Source organism: Mesorhizobium sp. B4-1-1, assembly GCF_006439375.1.
Taxonomy (GTDB): domain Bacteria; phylum Pseudomonadota; class Alphaproteobacteria; order Rhizobiales; family Rhizobiaceae; genus Mesorhizobium.
The window spans coordinates 170,267-189,741 of record NZ_VFTH01000010.1 but is presented as its reverse complement, the minus strand read 5'-3'; the positions used below and the strand labels follow the sequence as shown (position 1 = coordinate 189,741).

Below are 19,475 nucleotides of genomic sequence, written 5' to 3'. Positions count from 1 at the left end.
GAGAATTCATGGCCGATCTGATCGTCGTCTACTGGCGCGACATCCCCGCCCAGGTCATCGTCAAGAAGGGCCGGCAGAACGCCAAGCGCGAGCTGCCGCTGCGTTTCACCGAGGCGATCGACATGTGCGCCATGCGCACCGGCGCCGGCGGCACCGACGACTATCTGGCGGAGTGGCGCAAGGCCGACCCGATCCCGGTCGGCGACGACATCGAGGCCGAGGTCGAGAAGGCCTATCAGGAACTCGACGCGAAATATGACCGCGAGCGGCTAGTCGCTCTGGTCAAGGCTGGCGGGAAAGAAAATGTCTGACACGACTCCTGTCAAGGAAGGGTCGGCGGTTACCCAGGCCACCTTGGTCAAGAAGGCAGCGCCGAAATCCGACTACAAGCCTGCCGACGTGTCGCCACAGCGCCGTGTCCAGCGCACGTTTGCCGTGCGGCTATGGTCCATCCGGCATTCGCGATTGCTCGAATGGTTCTACAGCCGGTTCGCCGACATTTTCCTGCTCTTGCATCCTTTGTGGAAGGGCATCGGCTACGGCCGCGTCGAAGCCCCGGTGAAATTCGTCGAGAAGCGGGTCAAGGGCTTCATGTTCGACTGCCGCATGTGCGGCCAGTGCGTGCTCTCCTCCACTGGCATGTCGTGCCCGATGAACTGCCCGAAGCAGCTGCGCAACGGCCCGTGCGGCGGCGTGCGCGCCAACGGCAACTGCGAGGTCGAGCCGGACATGCCTTGCGTCTGGGTCAAGGCCTGGGAAGGCTCGCGCAACATGGTGCATGGCGACAATATCCTCACCGTGCAGAAGCCGGTCGATCAGTCGCTGCGCGAAACCTCGGCGTGGCTGAGGGTGACCGCGCAGGCCGCCGCCGCGCGCGAAACGACCGAGAACCCCGGAGCTTCGGCATGACCGCCCGCCAGGTCGATGAGAACCCGGCCGGCATCCACCTGCCGCTTGAGCCCCTGCCCGGCCACACATCGCGCGGCCGGCTGGAGCGCGTGCTGCGCCGCGGTGAGTTTGCTGTAACGACCGAGCTCAATCCACCCGACAGCGCCGATCCCGAAGACGTCTACAACCGCGCCAAGATTTTTGACGGCTGGGTCGATGCCATCAATGCCGTCGATGCCTCGGGCGCCAACTGCCATATGTCGTCCGTCGGCATCTGCGCGCTGCTCACCCGTATGGGCTATGCGCCGATCATGCAGATCGCCTGCCGCGACAAGAACCGCATCGCCATCCAGGGCGACGTGCTGGGCGGCGCCGCCATGGGCGTCGCCAACATGCTGTGCCTCACCGGCGACGGCGTGCAGGCCGGCGACCAGCCCGGCGCCAAGCCGGTGTTCGACCTCGATTCCATGTCGCTACTCGAAACCATCCGCATCATGCGCGACAATGGCAAGTTCCTGTCCGGCCGCAAGCTGACGACGCCGCCGCAGGTCTTCCTGGGTGCCGCCGTCAATCCCTTCGCGCCGCCCTACGACTTCCGTCCGATCCATCTCGGCAAGAAGATCGCCGCCGGCGCGCAGTTCGCGCAGACGCAGTACTGCTTCGACGTGCCGATGTTCAGAACCTTCATGCAGAAGGCCCGCGACCTCGGCCACACTGAAAAGCTCTTCCTGCTTTGCGGCGTCGGACCGCTCGCTTCCGCCAAGACGGCGAAGTGGATCCGTTCCAACGTGCCGGGCATCCATATCCCCGATGCGGTGATCAAGCGGCTGGAAGGCGCGCAGGACCAGAAGAAGGAAGGCAAGCAGCTCTGCATCGACATCATCAACGAGGTGAAGGAAATCCCCGGCGTCGCCGGCATCCATGTGATGGCCTACCGCCAGGAGGAATATGTCGCCGAGATCGTCGATGAATCCGGCGTGCTGAAAGGCCGCCAGCCCTGGAAGCGGGAGCGCCGGCGCGACGACCAACTGGTCGCCGACCGACTCGACCACCTGCTGCACGACGAGATTACCGAAACCCAGGTGGATATGGTGAAGACCGCGCATTGACAGCGTGGCAGTCACCATCCGCTTGAACGAGATCAGATAACGATATAAAGAACTCTTTATATCCCGACGGAGAGATTTCATGACCCGCACCATCGTCGCCTCGGCGACCCGAGAAATCATCATCGGCTTCGATCAGCCCTTCTGCGTGATCGGCGAACGCATCAACCCGACCGGCCGCAAGAAGCTCGCCGCCGAGATGGTGGCTGGCAATTTCGAGACCGTCATCAAGGACGCGCTGGAACAGGCCGCCTGCGGCGCCACCATGCTCGACGTCAATGCCGGCGTCACCGCCGTCGACCCCAATGCGACCGAGCCGGCGCTTCTGGTGCAGACGCTGGAGATCGTGCAAGGCCTGGTCGACCTGCCGCTGTCGATCGATAGCTCGGTGACCGCCGCGATCGAGGCCGCGCTGAAGGTCGCCAAGGGCCGCCCGCTGGTCAACTCCGTCACCGGCGAGGAAGAAAAGCTCGAGGCAATCCTGCCGCTGATCAAGAAATACAACGTCCCGGTCGTCGCCATCTCCAACGACGAGACCGGCATCTCGATGGACCCGGACGTCCGCTTCGCCGTCGCCAAGAAGATCGTCCAGCGCTGCGCCGATTTCGGCATCCCGGCGCATGACGTCGTCGTCGACCCGCTGGTGATGCCGATCGGCGCGCTGGGCGATGCCGGACGCCAGGTGTTCGCGCTGCTGCGCCGGCTGCGCGAAGAGCTCAAGGTCAACACCACTTGCGGCCTCTCCAACATCTCCTTCGGCTTGCCGCACCGCCACGGCATCAACGCCGCCTTCATCCCGATGGTGATCGGCGCCGGCATGACCAGCGCCATCATGAACCCGGTCCGTCCGCAGGAAATGGAAGCCGTGCGCGGCGCCAATGTGCTGAACGGCACCGACGAGAACTGCACCAACTGGATCCGCACCTACAAGGATTATAAGCCGGTCGAAGGCGGTCAAGCCGTTGCGGCTCCAACGGCCGTCAACGCGCCGGGCGAAGGCAGCGGCAATGGTGGCCGTCGCCGCGGCGGCCGTGAAGCCCGCATGGCCAGGGGATAAGCGCGCAATCGTGAGCCGCACCGCAAACAACGCTGGTCCGATCGCATCGTGGATGCGGCCGGACAGCTCTGCTTTGCGTTCAGGCCATGCCCAATATGGCGTCGAACAGCGCCATTCCCGCCCACGATCCGAAGATGCCTGTTACGCCGCCGACGATGAAATCATCGTCATAGGCGGGCCAGAACGCGTGCAGCAGCAGCGCGCCGACGATCGCGCCGAGGATCCCAGTGGCGAGGTATTGCGGATTGCGCAGCCACGAGCCCTTGATCACGCGCACCATGGTGAACGCGGTGAAGACGGCGGAAAGCAGAAGATCCGACATGGTTGGTCCCTGGACCAGCAGACTCTCCACCCAACAGTAAAACGATCCGTTAAACGGCATCGACAATTGCCATCGAGACGCGTGCCAGCATGAACCCTCCGCCCAACATCACCGATCCGCTCGTGCTGTTCATGCCGTCGGGCAAGCGCGGCCGGTTCCCCGTTGGAACGCCCGTGCTCGATGCGGCGCGCCAGCTCGGCGTCTATGTCGAAAGCGTGTGCGGCGGCCGCGCCACTTGCGGGCGCTGCCAGATCGAGGTGCAGGAAGGCAATTTCGCCAAGCACAAGATCGTCTCGTCCAACGATCACATCTCGCCCAAGGGCGCCAAGGAAGAGCGCTACGAGCGCGTGCGCGGCCTGCCCGAGCGGCGCCGCCTCTCCTGCTCGGCGCAGATCCTCGGCGACCTCGTCATCGACGTGCCGCAGGACACGGTCATCAACGCCCAGACCATCCGCAAGGATGCCGACACCAGGGTGATCGCCCGCGATACGGCGATCCGCATGTGCTATGTCGAGATCGAGGAACCCGACATGCACAAGCCGCTCGGCGACCTCGACCGGCTCAAGATCGCCCTGATGAAGGACTGGGGCCTCAAGAACCTCGAATTCGATTTCTATCTCCTGCCGCAGGTGCAAGGCATCCTGCGCAAGGGCAACTGGACCGCGACGGCCGCCATCCACAAGGACGCCGAGAGCGATATCGCGCGTGTCATCGCATTGTGGCCCGGCCTCAAGAACGAGGCCTATGGCCTTGCCTGCGACATCGGCTCGACCACCATCGCCATGCATCTGGTGTCGCTGCTGTCGGGCCGGGTCGCCGCATCTTCCGGCACGTCCAATCCGCAGATCCGCTTCGGCGAGGATCTGATGAGCCGCGTCTCCTATGTGATGATGAATCCGGACGGACGCGAAGGCATGACGGTCGCCGTTCGCGAGGCGGTTTCCGGCCTCGTCGACAAGGTCTGCGCCGAAGGCAATGTCCAGCGCGTCGACATCCTGGATTCCGTCTTCGTCGGCAATCCGATCATGCACCACTTGTTCCTCGGCATCGATCCGACCGAGTTGGGCGGTGCGCCTTTCGCGCTTGCCGTCTCCGGCGCGGTGCGCATCAAGGCATCCGACATCGGCCTGAAGCTGAACCAGGGCGCCCGCCTTTATATGCTGCCTTGCATTGCCGGCCATGTCGGCGCCGACGCCGCCGCCGTCACCCTGTCGGAAGGCCCGCACCGCCAGGACGAGATGATGCTGATCGTCGACGTCGGCACCAATGCCGAGATCGTGCTCGGCAACTCCACGCGTGTGGTCGCGGCCTCCTCCCCGACCGGCCCGGCCTTCGAAGGGGCTGAAATCTCCGGCGGCCAGCGTGCGGCGCCTGGCGCCATCGAGCGCGTTCGCATCGACCCCGAAACGCTGGAACCGAAATATCGAGTCATCGGCTCGGAGTTGTGGTCCGATCAGCCGGGCTTCACCGACAGCGTGCAGGCGACCGGCGTCACCGGCATCTGCGGCTCCGGCATCATCGAGGTGGTGGCGGAGATGTATCTCGCCGGCATCATCTCGGAGGATGGCGTCGTCGATGGATCGCTCGGCATGCGCTCGCCACGCATCGTGCCGAACGGCCGCACCTTCTCCTACGTGCTGAAGGAGGGCGAGCCGAAGATCACGATCACGCAGAACGACGTGCGCGCCATCCAGCTTGCCAAGGCAGCACTCTACGCCGGCACCAAGCTTCTGATGGAAAAGCAGCACACCGACCATGTCGACCGCATCCATTTCGCCGGTGCCTTCGGCTCCTTCATCGATCCGAAATACGCCATGGTGCTCGGCCTGATCCCGGATTGCGACTTGGACAAGGTCTCGGCAGTCGGCAACGCCGCCGGCGCCGGCGCGCGCATGGCGCTGCTCAATCGCGGCTACCGGCGCGAGATCGAGGAGACGGTAAGCCGGATCGAGAAGATCGAGACGGCGCTGGAACCGAAATTCCAGGAGCACTTCGTCTACGCCATGGCGCTGCCGAACAAGGTCGACCCCTTCCCGAAGCTGGCGGCCGCGGTGAAGCTGCCGCCGCGCAAGGCGATGAGCGAGGACGGCACCGCCGGCGATGCTACGCCGCGCCGACGCTCGCGCGAGGAGCGCGCGGCACGCCGGGGCCGCGACTAATTTACGATGTCATTCCGCGGCCCCTGCGGCCGCGGCATTGCTTGCCTTGACGGCGCCCTTGGGACGTTGCGGGTGCAGCAGCCCGATCAATGGCTTTTCGACGATCAGGTAAAGCACCGCCGAGAGCGCCAGCGTGATGGCCAGGATCGTTGCCGGCTGCACGACCGCCGGGAGGCCGGCCCTCAAGACGACACCCGTCGCCAGGACGCCGGCCACGACATGCCATAGGTAGATCGAATAGGACGCATCGCCGAGAAAACTGGGCAAGGCTGCGGGCTTGAACGGCCGCGCCCGCTCGGCAAACACCGCGCCCGCCACGATCAGCGTGGCCGGAAGCCCCCAGCGCAAGGCGCGAGCCATGTCGGCATCGAGCAGCGGACTGGCCGCAAGCAGAACAAATCCCATGCCGGCCGTCGCCAGCCCCGCCCAGAGCGGCAGCCTGGCGCCCCGGAGCCACAAGCGCCCCACGACGACCCCTGCCGCGAACTCGAGCACGACGGGATCGGTGAAGGCATGCGCATATCCCGCCGGCAAGACGAAATGCAGCGCGACGATGGCCACAAGGGCGCCGACGAGAACGCCGAACCGCCAGCGCTCCCCGAGGAACAGGACCAGGGTGAAAACGAGATAGAACATCATCTCATAGCAAAGCGTCCAACCCTGTATGACGATGGGATGCAGCGCCCCTTCCTGCAGGACAGGCAGGAAGAACAGCGAGCCGACGAAATTCGCCGCACTGAAGAAATGGCCAAAGAAGAATTGTGGCTTGATCAGGATGCCTGCCGCGGTCAGCAGCGTGACGATCCAGTAGAGAGGCACGATGCGGGTGATCCGGCGACTCATGAAACGCCGGGGATCGGCCGGCCTGCCGGCCGTCGTCACCCACATGATGAAGCCGCTGATGACGAAGAAGACGTCGACGCCGGCTGCTCCGACGTGGAACGGACCGCCGAACTGTTCGCCGACATGGAAGCAGACCACCGCGCAGGCGGCGAGGCCCCGCAGATATTGAATACTGTGGATGCTCGTCACGATGCTCTGGTCCAGATCGCGCTATGCTGCAGTGCATACAGTCGATATCGCATCGCACAATAACAAAGCAGGCGAGCGCTGCTGTCAACCCGCGCATGGCTTCTATCCGGAGAGAAGCCGGAATGCCCGCCGGTCCAATTCGTTTGTATGCAAATGTTTCCGGATTCGCGCCATCCGGAAACCGAAACGCTGTTTTCGCGAAATCGATCCGATACATGCGTGAGCGATTTACCCGACATCGAACGGCGGCTGCGGACAATCCTCGGCCGCCGCTACTCTTCAAGGGAGATGAAAAAATGTCGATGTACGACAACCTCAGCCGTTTTGGTGTGACCATCAGGCAGGCTCACGCCAGGAACAAGGCGATCCGCGCCCTGAACAGCCTGCCGGCGCATGTCCAGAAGGATATCGGCTGGCCGGCTTCGCCGCCGAGCGACCCGCAGGCAGCCCTTCATGCGCTGCTTCTCGGCACGCCCCGCTGATGACCTTCGCCGACAAATGCAAGCTGCTCGGCAAGCGCCGGGGCCGCAACGCGGCCTCGGCGACCGATGACTACAAACTGCGCGCGGCACTGCTGCCGAAGTCGCGCTAGGGCAATCCGGGAAAGTGTGACGCGTTCAGGCTCCCCACTTGCCGTGGCCTTCCGTGCGGAATTGCGCAAACAAAGAACTGGCACCATCGGATCACGCCGATGTGCCACCGTGATTCCTTGACATTTCAAACTGAGGTACAATCTTCGCAGAGCAGGGAAATTCTCTTAGTCGGCTCTGCCGAAGTCCGTGTATCCGCATGCCCAGTTTGAAAAGCCATCTCGTTTCGTTCGTTCTCAGGCACAGCCGCAAGAAGGCTTTTTCCAGCCCGGAAAACCTGCAGCGCTGGATCGCTTACGCCCGCAAGACCGAGGACTATCATCCGCCGGCCTTGCTCAAGGCGCGGCTGGACATCACCGAGACCGAAATCGACGGCTTTCCCGTGTATGAGGTCGCTCCGAAGGCGGGCGAACGCCGGCGCATCCTTTACATGCATGGCGGCGCCTACGTTTTTCAGATCACGTCCTACCATTGGGGGCTGATCGCCGAGATGGCCGAGCGTCTCGGCTTCGGCATAACCGTGCCGATCTATCCCATCGCGCCCGAGCACGATTTCCATGCCATGTTCGGCATGGTCGGCGACGTCTACCGTCGCATGCTCGAGGAGACCGACGCCGAGGACATCGTCTTCATGGGCGATTCCGCCGGCGGCAACATGGCGGTCGTGCTCACCATGATGGCAGCCGAGGACGGCCTGCCGGCACCGTCGCGACATGTGCTGATCTCGCCCGGTCTCGACGTTTCGCTTGCAAATCCCGAAGTCTTCGAGGCCGAGCGGCAGGATCCGTGGCTGGGTATTCCGGGTGGGCTGGAAGCGGTGCGGCTCTACAGCGCCGGTTTCGACCGCACCGACTGGCACATCAGCCCGCTTTACGGCGACCTGTCCGTGCTGCCGAAGACACTGCTGCTGACCGGTTCACACGACATGCTGACACCAGATAATCTCATCTTCGCCGAACGCGCGCGCGCCGCCGGCGTCGAGGTCGACGTGGTCTACGAGGAGGGCATGTTCCACGTCTGGCCGCTGATCGAGATGCCCGAAGCACGCCGCGCGCGCGACAGCATCGTGGCATTCCTCGATAATGTTCCAGCAGCGCGCCAGACTCGTGCGCGACGCAGGACGAAAGCCGCTTTCGCGGAGCGCCCGGCGCCGGCGGCCGAATAGCTCAGAACTTGCCGGTCTCGCGGAACAGTTCGAACGTCGCGCGGATATGGTCGGCGACGGCCTTCACCGGCGCGCTTGCATCGGGCGCCACCACCATGGCGAGATTGTAGGTGCCGATCTCGGGCATGCCGTCCTTGGCGCCCAGCGAGACCATCTCGTCGCCGAGGAACGACTTCGGCAGCGGCGCCACCGCGAGGTCGGCCATGATGGCGGCGCGCTGGCCGGCCGTGTGGGCGCTCATATAGGCGATGCGGTAGTTCCGGCCCTCGCGGCCAAGCGCTTCCAACGCCCCTGCCCGCCATGCGCAGCCCTCTTCCCATAGCGACACCGGCAGCGGTTCGCGCAGGTGGGCGCAGCCGCCCTTGGCGCCCGCCCACACGATCGGTTCGGTCAAAAGCACCTCGGCGCCGATCGCGCTGGTCTTGTAGGAATTGGTGAGTAGCGTGATGTCGAGCGCGCGGTCGTCCATGCGGCGGCGCAGATTGATGCTCTGGTCGATGGTGACGTCGACGGCAATCGACGGGTGCGACTGGGCAAAACGCTTCAGCACATGCGGCAGCACGCGCTCGCCATAGTCGTCCGGAGAACCGAGCCGCACCACGCCGACGATGTCGGGGATGATGAATTTCGACACCACCTCGCGGTTGATCGACAAAAGCCGGCGCGCATAGCCGAGCAGCATCTCGCCATCCGTGGTCAGCGTCACCGAACGCGCGTCGCGCGCGAAGACGGAACGGCCGAGAATGTCCTCCAGCTTCTTGATCTGCATGGAAACGGCCGATGGCGTGCGGAACACCGCGTTGGCGGCGGTGGTGAAGCTGCCGGTCTCGGCAATCGCCACGAAAGTGCGCAGCACATCGAGGTCAAGCAGCGGCAAAGGATGATTGAGCGGGGCGTTCATGGCAGGCTGCCTTCAATTTTTCTGATGCAATCCATCATTCCATTTCGTTTGATTGAACATCACTCCAGGCGCATAGTCAACTCGATCGATACAGGATGCTGCCAAAAGCAGCCATGAAACGACTCTGACACAGTCCTGCAATCGACATGAAATGAAGCTGAAACAGACCTGACTTAACGCAAGTGACGGGCACCTGCCTGCCCGCATAGAGGAGAAGAAATGTCTATCCTGTCGTCCATCGGTCGGCTTGCGACCGAATTCAACGCGGCCCGCGCCCGCTACCAGACCGAACGCGCCATCCATGCGCTGCCGATCGAACTGCAGAAGGATATCGGCTGGCCGGAAGCCGCCGATGCCAAGACCGGCTTGCGCTTCGGCGTCGGAAGTTGGGCCGGAGCGAAGTAATCAAGTGTGTATGGAGTTCTGAAGGCCTGCCGCGTCAGCTCGGCAGGCCTTTGTTTGTTAAGCCCTTTGTTTGCATTCAAACGACTTTTCCAGCCATGCGGCGGCTGCATGACGCATATGAACCACCCGCATAGCGGGTTAACAAGCCGATTAAAGCCCTGTAAATAATAGGAAATCTTGGGCGGACTGCCCAAAGACGTCGCAAATCATGTCGCATTTCATATCAAGCGCTTCGTTTTTGCGATTTAGTTTTTGCTGAAGTGAGCATATATCCACGTCAGCAAACGAGCTGCCCCACTCCATCAAGCGAAGGCGACCCGTCTGAGCAACCCAATGGAGATGACAATGAAGCTTTTTGCCCGCCTGTTCGCCCGCCGCGAAATGAACCTGACCACCGCTTTGGAGCGTCAGCGCCTCGCCAAGACCATGCCCGGCCAGACCGGCGCCGTGGCTGCTGCCCGTCTCGGCTTCATTGCCTGAGACAATCCGGCATACCGAATTCAACGCCGCCCGGCTCCGCCGAGGCGGCGTTTTCGTTTGGGCGTTGCCACCTGACCTGGGCACACGCCCTGCAGTTGCACCAATTGCCCATTTGCGACCCGTGTCGCAAATTTAATCTTCACTTAGCCGCCTACCCGATTGACAGGAATGGTTTTTCCTGTTGTCGCTATGCTGTTCGCGACATCCTGTTCGCGTCATGGCTGCGTGAGGTTTCCCCGTGAATGCCGTAAAGCATCCGATCAAGAGATCGTTTGTATTCTTCCTCATTCCCGATTTCACCATGATCGCCTTCGCGACGGCGCTCGATCCGCTGCGCTCGGCAAACCGGATGCTCGGCTATGAAGCCTATCGTTGGCGGCTGGCCAGCATAGACGGCAAGCCGGTGCGCGCCTCGAACGGCGTCGAATGCGCCGTCAACACCTCGCTCGAGGAAGAGCGCAAGAAGATGGCCGGGCCGGATCGGCCGAACATGGCGATCGTCTGCAGCGGCATCAATGTCGAGCGCTACCAGAACAAGTCGGCCTTCGCCTGGCTGCGCGAGGAATATAATCGCGGCGTCGCCGTCGGCGGCCTGTGCACCGGCGCGCATATCCTGGCCGCCGCCGGCCTGCTGTCCAACAAGCGCTGCGCCATCCATTGGGAGAACCTGCCGGGCTTTTCCGAGGCATTCCCGAAGGCCAACGTCTTTGCCGACCTCTTCGAGGTGGACCAGAACGTCTACACCTGCGCCGGCGGCACCGCCGCGCTCGACATGATGCTGAAGCTGATCGGCGACGATTTCGACGAAAGCCTCGTCAACCGCGTCTGCGAGCAGGTGCTGACCGACCGGGTGCGCAGCCCGACCGACCGCCAGCGCCTGCCGCTGCGCGCCCGCCTCGGCGTGCAGAACTCCAAGGTGCTGACCATCATCGAGCTGATGGAGGCCAACCTTTCCGAGCCGCTGTCGCTGATCGAGATCGCCGACCATGTCGACCTGTCCCGGCGGCAGATCGAGCGCCTGTTCCGCACCGAGATGGGCCGTTCCCCTGCCCGCTACTATCTGGAAATCCGGCTCGACCGCGCCCGGCACCTGCTGATCCAGTCGTCGATGCCGGTGGTCGAAGTGGCGGTCGCCTGCGGCTTTGTCTCCGCCTCGCATTTCTCCAAATGCTACCGCGAGCTCTACGCCCGTTCGCCCCAGCAGGAGCGCGTCGACCGCAAGCAACTCTTGGCTGCTTGATCCGAAGGTTCCGGATCAAGCCCCGACTGACTGCCCTTGCGCCGTCCGCATCGCCTCGACGCGGATGTCTTCGGTAAGTTGCGCCTTGAGCGCCGAGAATTCGGGGCTGGTCTTCAGCGTGTAATGGCGCGGGTGCGGCAGGTCGACCGGCACGTCCGACTTGATGCGGCCGGGCCGGGCGCTCATCACGATCACCCGCGATGCCATGAAGATCGCCTCCTCGATGTCGTGGGTAACGAACAGCACCGTCTTCTTGCGCCGCTCCCAGATGCCGAGCAGCAGTTCCTGCATCAGACCGCGCGTCTGGTTGTCCAGCGCGCCGAACGGCTCGTCGAGCAGCAGAATCGCGGGGTCGTTGGCCAAAGCGCGCGCGATCGCCGTGCGCTGCTGCATGCCGCCCGACAGTTGCTTGGGCCAATGATTCTCGAAACCCTTCAGGCCGACGAGATCGACATAGGAAGCGACGACCTCGTTGCGCTCTCGCTCTGGCCTGCCTTGCTCGCGCAGTCCGAAGCCGATGTTTTCTGCGACCGTCAGCCAGGGAAACAGCGTGTAGGACTGGAACACCATGCCGCGGTCCGGTCCCGGCCTTGTGACTGCCTTGCCGTCGAGCAGCACGCGGCCGGTGCTCGGGGCCTCCAGCCCGGCGACGATCCTCAACAGGGTGGACTTCCCACAACCGGACGGCCCCAGGATCGTGATGAAATCATTGGCCGCGACCGCAAGGTCGACCGGCTGCAGCGCCCGCACCGGCTCCCCGCCCCTGACCCCGGCAAAGGTCCGCGAAACGCCTTCGATGAGAAGCTTGCTCACGCCAGGCTCCATGGATAGAGCCAGCGGTTGAGCGCCTTGAAGGCGAAGTCGGACAAAAGCCCGATCAGCCCGATGACGATGATGCCGAAGATGATCTGTCCCGTCGCCAGCCGCGACTGGCTGTTGATGATCATGTAGCCGATGCCCGACGACGAGCCGATCAGCTCGGCGACGATGACGTAGGTCCAGGCCCAACCGAGCACCAGCCGCAGCGTCTCGGCGATTTCCGGCGCATTGGCCGGCATGATGACACGCCTGACGATGCCATTGTCGGTCGCCCCCAGCGTATAGGCGGCCTCGACCAGATCCCGCCTCGTGCCGCCGACCTTGACCGCGATGATCAGAATGATCTGGAACACCGAGCCGACGAAGATAACCAGGAGCTTTTCCAGTTCGCCGATGCCGGCCCACAGGATGAGCAGCGGGATGAAGGCCGACGCCGGTAGGTAGCGCGCAAACGACACGAACGGCTCGAGGAAGGCTTCGACCGGCTTCCAGGCGCCCATGGCGATGCCGATCGGCACCGCGACGATCGACGCCAGCACGAAGCCGCCGAAGACGCGCCAGATGGTGATCAGGATGTCGAGCCAGAACCGGTCTTCGACGAGCAGCCGCCAGCCGTCCTTCAGCATCGACAGCGGATCGGCGAGAAAGATCCGGTTGACATGGCCGCCGAACGTGATCCACGCCCAGAAGGCCACGAACAGCACGAAGAAGGCGATGCCGAGCACGGTTCGCGTGCCCGGCGCAACGGGGTGCAAGGGACGCAGCATCAGGCCCTGTCCTTGAAGAGGAAGAACGGCGGCTTGTCGCCGCCGTCGATCGAAAAATGCGCGGTCAGTTGGCCACCGCGCTGGTGTCGGCAAGCGTCGTCACATCGGGCGCTTCCTTGATCAACCCCATCTGCAGCAGGAGCTCTGCCGCGGTCTTGGAAAAATCCTGGAAATCCTTGGTGAAGAACTGCTTGTTCTCTTCCTTATCGGCCCATTTCAGGTACTTGGCCGAATCCTCGAACTCCTTGGCCGACTGCTTCACGTCGGCGCCCATGATCTCATAGGATTTCTGCGGGTCCTTCTTGATCATGTCGAGCGCGTCGAAATAGCTGTCGGCGAGCGCCTTGGCTGCGTCGGGATTGGCCTTGAGGAAGTCCGGCGTGCAACCGACTGTATCCAGCACCATCGGATAGTCGAGCGTGGTCGCCAGGATGTGGCCCTGGTCGGCCTTGTCGCGCACGGCCGAGATGAAGGGCTCGTAAGTGACCGCGGCATCGTTCTGGCCGGCGAGGAAGGCCTGCGCCGCCGCATCCGGCTCCAGGTTGACGACGGTGACGTCCTTGGTCGACATGCCGTTCTTGTTGAGCACCCAGGCGAGCAGGAAGTAGGGCGAGGTTCCGGGCGCGGACGAAGCGACAGTCTTGCCCTTGAGATCGGCGACGGTCTTGATGTCGTTGCGCACGACGATGCCGTCGGCGCCATAGGATTTGTCGAGCTGGAAGATCTGCTTGGTGGTGACGCCGCTGGCGTTCCACACCATCCAGGTCTCGACCGTGGTCGCCGCGCATTGCAGGTCGCCGCTGGCGATGGCCAGCGGGCGACTCGCCTGCGGCACTTTCTTGAGCGTGACGTCGAGCCCGTGCTTTTCGAAGAGCCCGGCCTGCTTGGCCAAAGTCAGCGGCGCGAAACCGGTCCAGCCACTGATGCCGATGGTAAGCGACGTCGCGGCCATCGCCGGCGCGCTAAGCACCGCGGCCGCTGTCAGCGCCGCCGCGAAAATGGTGATTCTGTTCATTGTGGTTCCCCTTTTTTGTGGTGAGCGCGAATTGTCTCACAGACCCCAAAAGGCTTGTCAATGAAGCAGAAGCCGCACCCGACGATGGTCCAATCCGACGCCAGCCGGCCGACATGGAAGGGCTTCTCGATCCGTTACGGCTGCCCCCAGCCGCGGTTACGCCACATCTCCTCGCCTACTAGGCAGTCCGTTGCGGGCCTGTCGTCGGCGAGCACGACCGGCGGATGCGCGGCCTCTTCCACAGCCCATTGCGGTGAAGCGGGACCGGCAAGCTCGAGCACCAGCTTGCGGCGGATCGCTTCGGGAAACTGCGTCCAGTCATTGACCGGGATCATGAATGCGCCCGGTCCGCCGATGACGCAGTCGCTGTAATAGCGGTCGAGATTTTCCACATCGAAAGCGCCGCTGAACCCGCCGCGCGTCATCAGCGGCAGGCCGTTGATCGTAATGCCTTGCTTGACCACCGCGTCGCGCGTGAGGTCGACCGGCGCGCCCTGGTTGTTGGGTCCGTCACCCGAGACGTCGATGACGCGCTTCGTGCCTTCAAAACCGCTCTCGGCGAACAGGTCGCTGCCGAAGCTCAGCGCGCCGGAGATCGAGGTCCGCCGGGCGCTGTCAGGCGGGCGGGCATTCAGTTGCGCCACAACCCTCTCGGCGTCGGCGCGATTGGCGATCACCGTCCACGGCACGACGACCCGCTGCCCGGTCGTGCCCGCCCATTCGACATAGGTGACGGCGATCTTGCCATAGGTGCCGTCGGCGATGGCCTTCAGCACATTGTCATGCGTCAGCGCCGCCGCGTAGCCATGGCGCTGGATCTCCAGCTCGGCCGGCGACATCGAAAGCGAAACATCGACCGCGAGCACCAATTCGACATCGACCGGTTCCGCGGGAGAAGCTGGCGGCGTCAGCCAGACCGCCAGCGCCAGCGCGGCACTGCCTGAAAAGATATGCCTTGCGCGGGCATAAGCAGACATGGAGCGAGGTTAGGCGAAAATCGCCGCGCGCAAAGGAGGGAATCCGGGGCATCGGGTTCTGCCGGCGGCGGAACCTTCCTAAAAATATCGCGCGAGGTTCGAACGAATACGCTCCAGCACCGTATCGCCGGAAAGGTCGGGCGCGAATTTCGCGCCGGTGATCGCCTCGTAGGCCTGGATATAGACCGCCGAGGCCTGGTTGACGATCTCGTCCGGAATGTTGGGGATCGGATCCTTGTAGGGATCGCAACGCGCCGACACCCATGACCGGATGAAATCCTTGTCGAAACTCCGCGGCCGCCCGCCGCCTTCGAACGCCTCATCGTAGCTCGCCGCGATCCAGTAGCGGCTGCTGTCGGGCGTGTGGATTTCGTCCGCAAGCACGATGGCGCCATCCGCCGCCGTGCCGAACTCATATTTGGTGTCGGCCAGGATCAGGCCGCGTTCGGCCGCGCGCTGCTGGCCGCGAGCGAACAGCTGCAGCGCATAGCGCGATACGGTGTCCCACTGCGCCTGCGTGAGCAGCCGCTCTGCGATGATCTCGGCTTCCGATAACGGCTCGTCATGGCCGCCATGGACAGCCTTGCTGGTCGGCGTGATGATCGCTTCCGGCAGCTTTTCGTTGTCGCGCAGCCCATCTGGAAAACTGTGGCCGTAGAAGCTCCGCTCGCCCTTTCTGTACTTGGTCAGGATCGAGGTGCTGGTGGTTCCCGCCAGATAGCCGCGCACCACGATCTCGACCGGCAGCATGTCGAGCCGCGTGCCGACGACGACATTGGGGTCGGGGTATTCCAGCACATGGTTGGGACAGATGTCGGCGGTTTCCTCGAACCAGTAGCGCGCCGTCTGGGTGAGCACTTCTCCCTTGAACGGGATCGAGGCCAGGATCGTGTCGAATGCGCTCAGACGATCGGTGGCGATGATGATGCGGCGCCCGTCCGGCAGATCGTAGTTTTCGCGCACCTTGCCATTGTAGCGGTTGGGCAGCTCGGGAATGAAGGCGTCGGACAGGATGCGCATGGGCGTGTTGCTTTCGCGGGCTTCTGATGCGGCCACATAAGCCGCTGGCCCCTTGCACATCAAGCCGGATGCTGCGGAGCGGGCTTCTTATTGCCGGCAGCGCGAAACGCTCTCCAGTTCGGCCTGAAAGACGGCGGAATCCAGATCAGGATACCGGCTGTGGCCGCGGGCACAATGACCGCAAAACGCAGGATCGAAAGCACGACGCCGCAGAAGCCGACGATCCGTGTGGCGGTCTCCGCGCCGAAGCGTGGCGCAAGCAGATGCCTGGCGACCGCTCCGCCATCGAGTGGATAGGCCGGGAGCAGGTTGAGAACGGCCAAAGCCGCATTCACCAGAGCGCCAAGCCAAAGCGTCCACTCAAGAAACGTGTCCGGCCTCGGCGGCGGCGAACTGAAAAGACCGTCCGGACCGACAGGCAACAAGGGCCGGGCAAAAAGGTAATAGGCAGCGGCAAAGCCCGCCGCCAGGACGATGTTCACCAACGGCCCGGCGAAGGCGATCCACGCCCAGCCATAGGGCGAAGCCGCGCCGGGTTTGAACCAGGCAATTCCGCCGAAGAGGTACATATCTATCCGTTGGGTGCCGATGCCTTGCCGCCGCGCCGCCCAGACATGGGCAAGCTCATGCAGAAACACCGACAGGAACAGAAGCCCGGCGAATATGACGGTATGGGTCAGGGCGGCCTGGGGACGCCTCGACCACTCATGCAGGAACGGCAGGGCGGCGGGAATGGCAAAGGTCCAGCTGACATGAACAGGAATGTTCCCCTTCATCGTGAAGACGAACGCGTCGTTCTTCCTGTCCCAGCCGAACCGTTGCAAGCTTGCCCACTCCACCCGGCGCAACGCTATGCGAGAATCCTGGCATACAAAAGAGAAAAGCCCGACCGAAGCCGGGCTTTGCATCTTTCTGCGTCCGCGATCCTCAGCTCCTTGGCTTGAGGTTCTCCGGGTCGTAGAGCGGCTTGTAACCGACACCGGCGACCTCGACCGGATAGGTCTCGCCAAAATACTCGACCTGCAGCTTGCGGCCCTCCTGGGCATAGGCCCAGGGCAGATAGGCAAGCGCGATATTCTTGCCGATGGTCGGGCCGTAGGCGACCGAAGTGGTGAAGGAGCGGCGGCCGAGCTCGTCGACCAGCGTCTCGCCCGTCGTCGGGTCCATCACCGGCATGGTGCCGACCGGATAGCGCGCGACGCCCTTGGAATCGGTGTTCCCGGTCATCACCAGCGTGCACAGCATCGCCGGCTGGTGCTCGCGGGCGCGGTATTCCAGGTGCTTTGCCTTGCCGCAGAAGTCGTTCTCCTTGACCTTCGGTCGCGCAAGGTCGGCCTCCAGCAGATTGTATTCGGTCAGGAGATCGGCGTTCTGCAGGCGCAGGCTTTTTTCCATGCGGCGCGTGTTGGCATAGGTCTCGACGCCGAACGGCATGACGCCGGTCGAGCGCAGCGCGTCCCAGACGGCCAGGCCGTCCTCGTAGCGCATATGCAGTTCCCAGCCCTGCTCGCCGACATAGGAGATGCGGAAGGCGGTGACGTCCTTGCCGCCGATCCTGATCGGCTTGATCGCCGCGAACGGGAAATTCTCGAGCGAGAGGCCGTCCGGATTCTCGACCACCTTCTGCAGGGTCGTGCGCGCATTCGGCCCCCAGATGCCGATGGTGACGTATTTCTCGGTCACGTCGGTGACGGTTGCGTCAAAACCTTTGTCCTGCGCGGTGCGCTGTATGTAGCGGAAGTCGCGCGGGCCGGCGTCGGCGCCGTCGATCACCCGGCAGCGATCGGCCATGCGGATGACCGTGAAGTCCGCGCGCACCATGCCTTCCTCGTCGAGGAAGTGCGTGTAGATGCCCTTGCCGATATTGTTGTCGCCGCCGATCTTGGCCGCGCACAGCCATTCCAGCAGCGCGACATGGTCGGGACCTTCGACGTCGTACATCGAGAAATGCGAGAGGTTGACGATGCCGCAATCCTCGCTCATCGCCAGATGCTCGGCGTTGGAGACACGCCAGAAATGGCGATTGTCCCATTCGTTTTCGCGCACGGGAACCCGGTTGCCATACTTTTCCAGGAGATGCTCGTTGGCGGCGTAGCCGTGCGCGCGCTCCCAGCCGCCCAGCTCCATGAAATAGCCGCCGAGCTCTTTCTCGCGCTCCCAGAACGGCGAGCGACGGATGTTGCGGCCCTTGGAGAAGGGCTCGCGCGGATGCACCGCCGGATTGTAGACCTTCATCGCCGTTTCGGTGCAGCGATCCCAGATGAACTGTTCCTTCGTCTGGTGCGGGTAGAAGCGCGAATAGTCGATCGCATGATGGTCGACCTCGGTCCTGCCGTCGGTCATCCAGTCGGCGATCAGCTTGCCCATGCCCGGGCCGTCCTTGACCCAGATGGCGACGGCGTACCACAGGCCCCTCACCTTCTGGCTTTCGCCCATCGACGGGCCGCCATCGGTGGTCACCTGCAGCAACCCGTTGAAGGAATGGCCTTCATTGTAACCCAATTCGCCGAGGATCGGCGTCAGCTCCATGGCGCGCTCCAGCGGCGCCATGATCTGCTCCATGTCGAGGTCGCGCTGCGACGGCGAAAGCCGCGCCTGGTCCTTTTCGAGCAGATCGCGCGGGTGGCAGAGACGCGGATTGGTCTCCTCGTAATAGCCCCATTCGATCTGCCCGCCCTCGGCGGTCTTGGGATCGCCGGTGTCGCGCATATAGGCCGAGTTGCCCTGGTCGCGCAGCAGCGGCCAGCCGATCTCCTTGCCGGTGCCGGCGAACTCGTTGTAGGGGCCGAAGAAGGTCAGCGGATGGTCGATCGGCATTACCGGCAAATCCTCGCCGACCAGCGCCGCGGTGAGCCGGCCCCAGATGCCGGTGCAGACGACAACATAATCGGCCTCGATCGTGCCGCGCTCCGTCACCACGCCCTTGATGCGGCCGTTCTCGACGATCAGTTCCTTGGCCGAGGTATTGGCGAAAGCCTGGAGCTTGCCGGCTGCGACACCCTGGTCGACCAGCTTGCCGGCCACCGTCTGCGAACGCGGGATAACGAGGCCGGCGTCGGGGTCCCACAGGCCGCCCTGCACCAGATGCTCCTCGATCAGCGGGAATTTCTGCTTGATCTCGGCCGGCTCGATCAGCCGCGCGCGGGTGCCGAAGGATTTGGCCGAGGCGATCTTGCGCTTGATCTCGTCCATGCGGGCATCGTCACCGACGCGCGCCACCTCGAGGCCGCCGACGCGCGCGTAGTGGCCCATCTTCTCATAGAAATCGATCGAGTAGAGCGTCGTCCAGCATGAGAGGAAGTCGTGGCTGGTCGTGTAGCAGAAGTCCGAGGCATGCGCCGTCGAGCCGATATCGGTCGGGATGCCCGACTTGTCGATGCCGACGATGTCGTCCCAGCCGCGCTCGATCAGGTGATGCGCGACCGAAGCGCCGACGATACCGCCCAGGCCGACGATGACGACCTTCGCCTTTTTCGGAAACTCTGCCATTGCCCGCGACTCCAAAGGGATAAACAGGCGCGTTTGCGCGCCC

Annotated in this window: 20 protein-coding genes; 10 read left to right on the top strand and 10 right to left on the bottom strand. The window is 63.6% G+C overall.

Translation table 11 applies throughout. The features are described 5' to 3' along the window. Positions 1 to 8: 8 nt before the first annotated feature. The 4 genes from FJW10_RS16490 to FJW10_RS16475 all read left to right on the top strand — a co-directional run bounded on the left by FJW10_RS16490 (position 9) and on the right by FJW10_RS16475 (position 3,051). A complete protein-coding gene (locus FJW10_RS16490) occupies positions 9 to 311 on the top strand; it encodes a virulence factor (protein ID WP_127863411.1) in 303 nt (100 codons plus the stop codon). After that, positions 304 to 909, top strand: a complete 606-nt coding sequence (locus FJW10_RS16485) for a methylenetetrahydrofolate reductase C-terminal domain-containing protein (RefSeq protein WP_140900891.1) — start codon at positions 304 to 306, stop codon at positions 907 to 909. Before FJW10_RS16490 ends, FJW10_RS16485 begins: the two co-directional genes overlap by 8 nt. Then, the gene (locus FJW10_RS16480; RefSeq protein WP_140646594.1) at positions 906 to 1,997 is read left to right on the top strand and encodes a methylenetetrahydrofolate reductase; all 1,092 of its coding nucleotides are present in this window, start codon (positions 906 to 908) and stop codon (positions 1,995 to 1,997) included. Before FJW10_RS16485 ends, FJW10_RS16480 begins: the two co-directional genes overlap by 4 nt. Positions 1,998 to 2,076: 79 nt before the next feature. Continuing rightward, on the top strand, positions 2,077 to 3,051 hold the full coding sequence (locus tag FJW10_RS16475; protein WP_140900890.1) for a methyltetrahydrofolate cobalamin methyltransferase: 975 nt from the start codon (positions 2,077 to 2,079) through the stop codon (positions 3,049 to 3,051). 79 nt (positions 3,052 to 3,130) lie between these two features. Here the strand turns inward: FJW10_RS16475 and FJW10_RS16470 are convergent, their stop codons facing one another. Next, on the bottom strand, positions 3,131 to 3,373 hold the full coding sequence (locus tag FJW10_RS16470) for a hypothetical protein (protein ID WP_245273519.1): 243 nt from the start codon (positions 3,371 to 3,373) through the stop codon (positions 3,131 to 3,133). 89 nt (positions 3,374 to 3,462) lie between these two features. On the opposite strand from FJW10_RS16470, the gene FJW10_RS16465 reads away from it, so the two are divergent. Then, a complete protein-coding gene (locus tag FJW10_RS16465) occupies positions 3,463 to 5,532 on the top strand; it encodes an ASKHA domain-containing protein (protein ID WP_140900889.1) in 2,070 nt (689 codons plus the stop codon). A gap of 9 nt (positions 5,533 to 5,541) precedes the next feature. Here the strand turns inward: FJW10_RS16465 and FJW10_RS16460 are convergent, their stop codons facing one another. Then, the gene (locus FJW10_RS16460) at positions 5,542 to 6,564 is read right to left on the bottom strand and encodes an acyltransferase (RefSeq protein WP_246674280.1); all 1,023 of its coding nucleotides are present in this window, start codon (positions 6,562 to 6,564) and stop codon (positions 5,542 to 5,544) included. Positions 6,565 to 6,860: 296 nt separating this feature from the next. Here FJW10_RS16460 and FJW10_RS30460 point away from each other — a divergent pair, with 296 nt between their 5' ends. Both FJW10_RS30460 and FJW10_RS16450 read left to right on the top strand, forming a co-directional pair. Further along, complete coding sequence (locus tag FJW10_RS30460) at positions 6,861 to 7,046, top strand: hypothetical protein (RefSeq protein ID WP_095765549.1); 186 nt, start codon at positions 6,861 to 6,863, stop codon at positions 7,044 to 7,046. Positions 7,047 to 7,353: 307 nt separating this feature from the next. Next, positions 7,354 to 8,319: an alpha/beta hydrolase gene (locus tag FJW10_RS16450; protein WP_140900888.1), complete on the top strand. Its 966-nt coding sequence runs from the start codon at positions 7,354 to 7,356 to the stop codon at positions 8,317 to 8,319. Between the two features lies 1 nt (position 8,320). On the opposite strand, the gene FJW10_RS16445 is transcribed toward FJW10_RS16450, so the two are convergent. Further along, the gene (locus tag FJW10_RS16445; RefSeq protein ID WP_040981895.1) at positions 8,321 to 9,220 is read right to left on the bottom strand and encodes a LysR substrate-binding domain-containing protein; all 900 of its coding nucleotides are present in this window, start codon (positions 9,218 to 9,220) and stop codon (positions 8,321 to 8,323) included. 219 nt (positions 9,221 to 9,439) lie between these two features. On the opposite strand from FJW10_RS16445, the gene FJW10_RS16440 reads away from it, so the two are divergent. The 3 genes from FJW10_RS16440 (at position 9,440) to FJW10_RS16430 (ending at position 11,345) form a co-directional block, all read left to right on the top strand. Then, positions 9,440 to 9,625: a hypothetical protein gene (locus FJW10_RS16440; protein WP_140900887.1), complete on the top strand. Its 186-nt coding sequence runs from the start codon at positions 9,440 to 9,442 to the stop codon at positions 9,623 to 9,625. Between the two features lie 345 nt (positions 9,626 to 9,970). After that, complete coding sequence (locus FJW10_RS30965) at positions 9,971 to 10,105, top strand: hypothetical protein (RefSeq protein ID WP_112099240.1); 135 nt, start codon at positions 9,971 to 9,973, stop codon at positions 10,103 to 10,105. Positions 10,106 to 10,406: 301 nt separating this feature from the next. After that, positions 10,407 to 11,345, top strand: a complete 939-nt coding sequence (locus tag FJW10_RS16430) for a GlxA family transcriptional regulator (RefSeq protein ID WP_348639758.1) — start codon at positions 10,407 to 10,409, stop codon at positions 11,343 to 11,345. A 15-nt stretch (positions 11,346 to 11,360) separates the two neighbouring features. Here the strand turns inward: FJW10_RS16430 and FJW10_RS16425 are convergent, their stop codons facing one another. From FJW10_RS16425 to FJW10_RS16395, 7 genes are all read right to left on the bottom strand, one after another. Further along, positions 11,361 to 12,158 (bottom strand): ABC transporter ATP-binding protein, encoded by a 798-nt coding sequence (locus tag FJW10_RS16425; RefSeq protein WP_140900886.1) that lies wholly within the window; start codon positions 12,156 to 12,158, stop codon positions 11,361 to 11,363. Continuing rightward, the gene (locus FJW10_RS16420) at positions 12,155 to 12,931 is read right to left on the bottom strand and encodes an ABC transporter permease (RefSeq protein WP_181177551.1); all 777 of its coding nucleotides are present in this window, start codon (positions 12,929 to 12,931) and stop codon (positions 12,155 to 12,157) included. The genes FJW10_RS16425 and FJW10_RS16420 overlap by 4 nt, the downstream gene beginning before the upstream one ends. Positions 12,932 to 12,995: 64 nt before the next feature. Beyond that, positions 12,996 to 13,946 carry an ABC transporter substrate-binding protein gene (locus tag FJW10_RS16415; protein ID WP_140900885.1) on the bottom strand — a complete coding sequence of 317 codons (951 nt, stop codon included), beginning with the start codon at positions 13,944 to 13,946 and terminating at the stop codon, positions 12,996 to 12,998. 134 nt (positions 13,947 to 14,080) lie between these two features. Further along, entirely contained in the window at positions 14,081 to 14,923 is an 843-nt protein-coding gene (locus FJW10_RS16410) for a DUF1194 domain-containing protein (RefSeq protein WP_140900884.1), read from the bottom strand. 78 nt (positions 14,924 to 15,001) lie between these two features. Beyond that, positions 15,002 to 15,943: a phosphoribosylaminoimidazolesuccinocarboxamide synthase gene (locus tag FJW10_RS16405; protein WP_140900911.1), complete on the bottom strand. Its 942-nt coding sequence runs from the start codon at positions 15,941 to 15,943 to the stop codon at positions 15,002 to 15,004. Between the two features lie 59 nt (positions 15,944 to 16,002). Next, complete coding sequence (locus FJW10_RS16400; protein WP_181177550.1) at positions 16,003 to 16,923, bottom strand: site-2 protease family protein; 921 nt, start codon at positions 16,921 to 16,923, stop codon at positions 16,003 to 16,005. Beyond that, positions 16,871 to 19,432, bottom strand: coding sequence for an FAD-dependent oxidoreductase (locus FJW10_RS16395; RefSeq protein WP_140900882.1), 2,562 nt, complete (start codon positions 19,430 to 19,432; stop codon positions 16,871 to 16,873). Before FJW10_RS16395 ends, FJW10_RS16400 begins: the two co-directional genes overlap by 53 nt. Positions 19,433 to 19,475 lie beyond the last annotated feature (43 nt).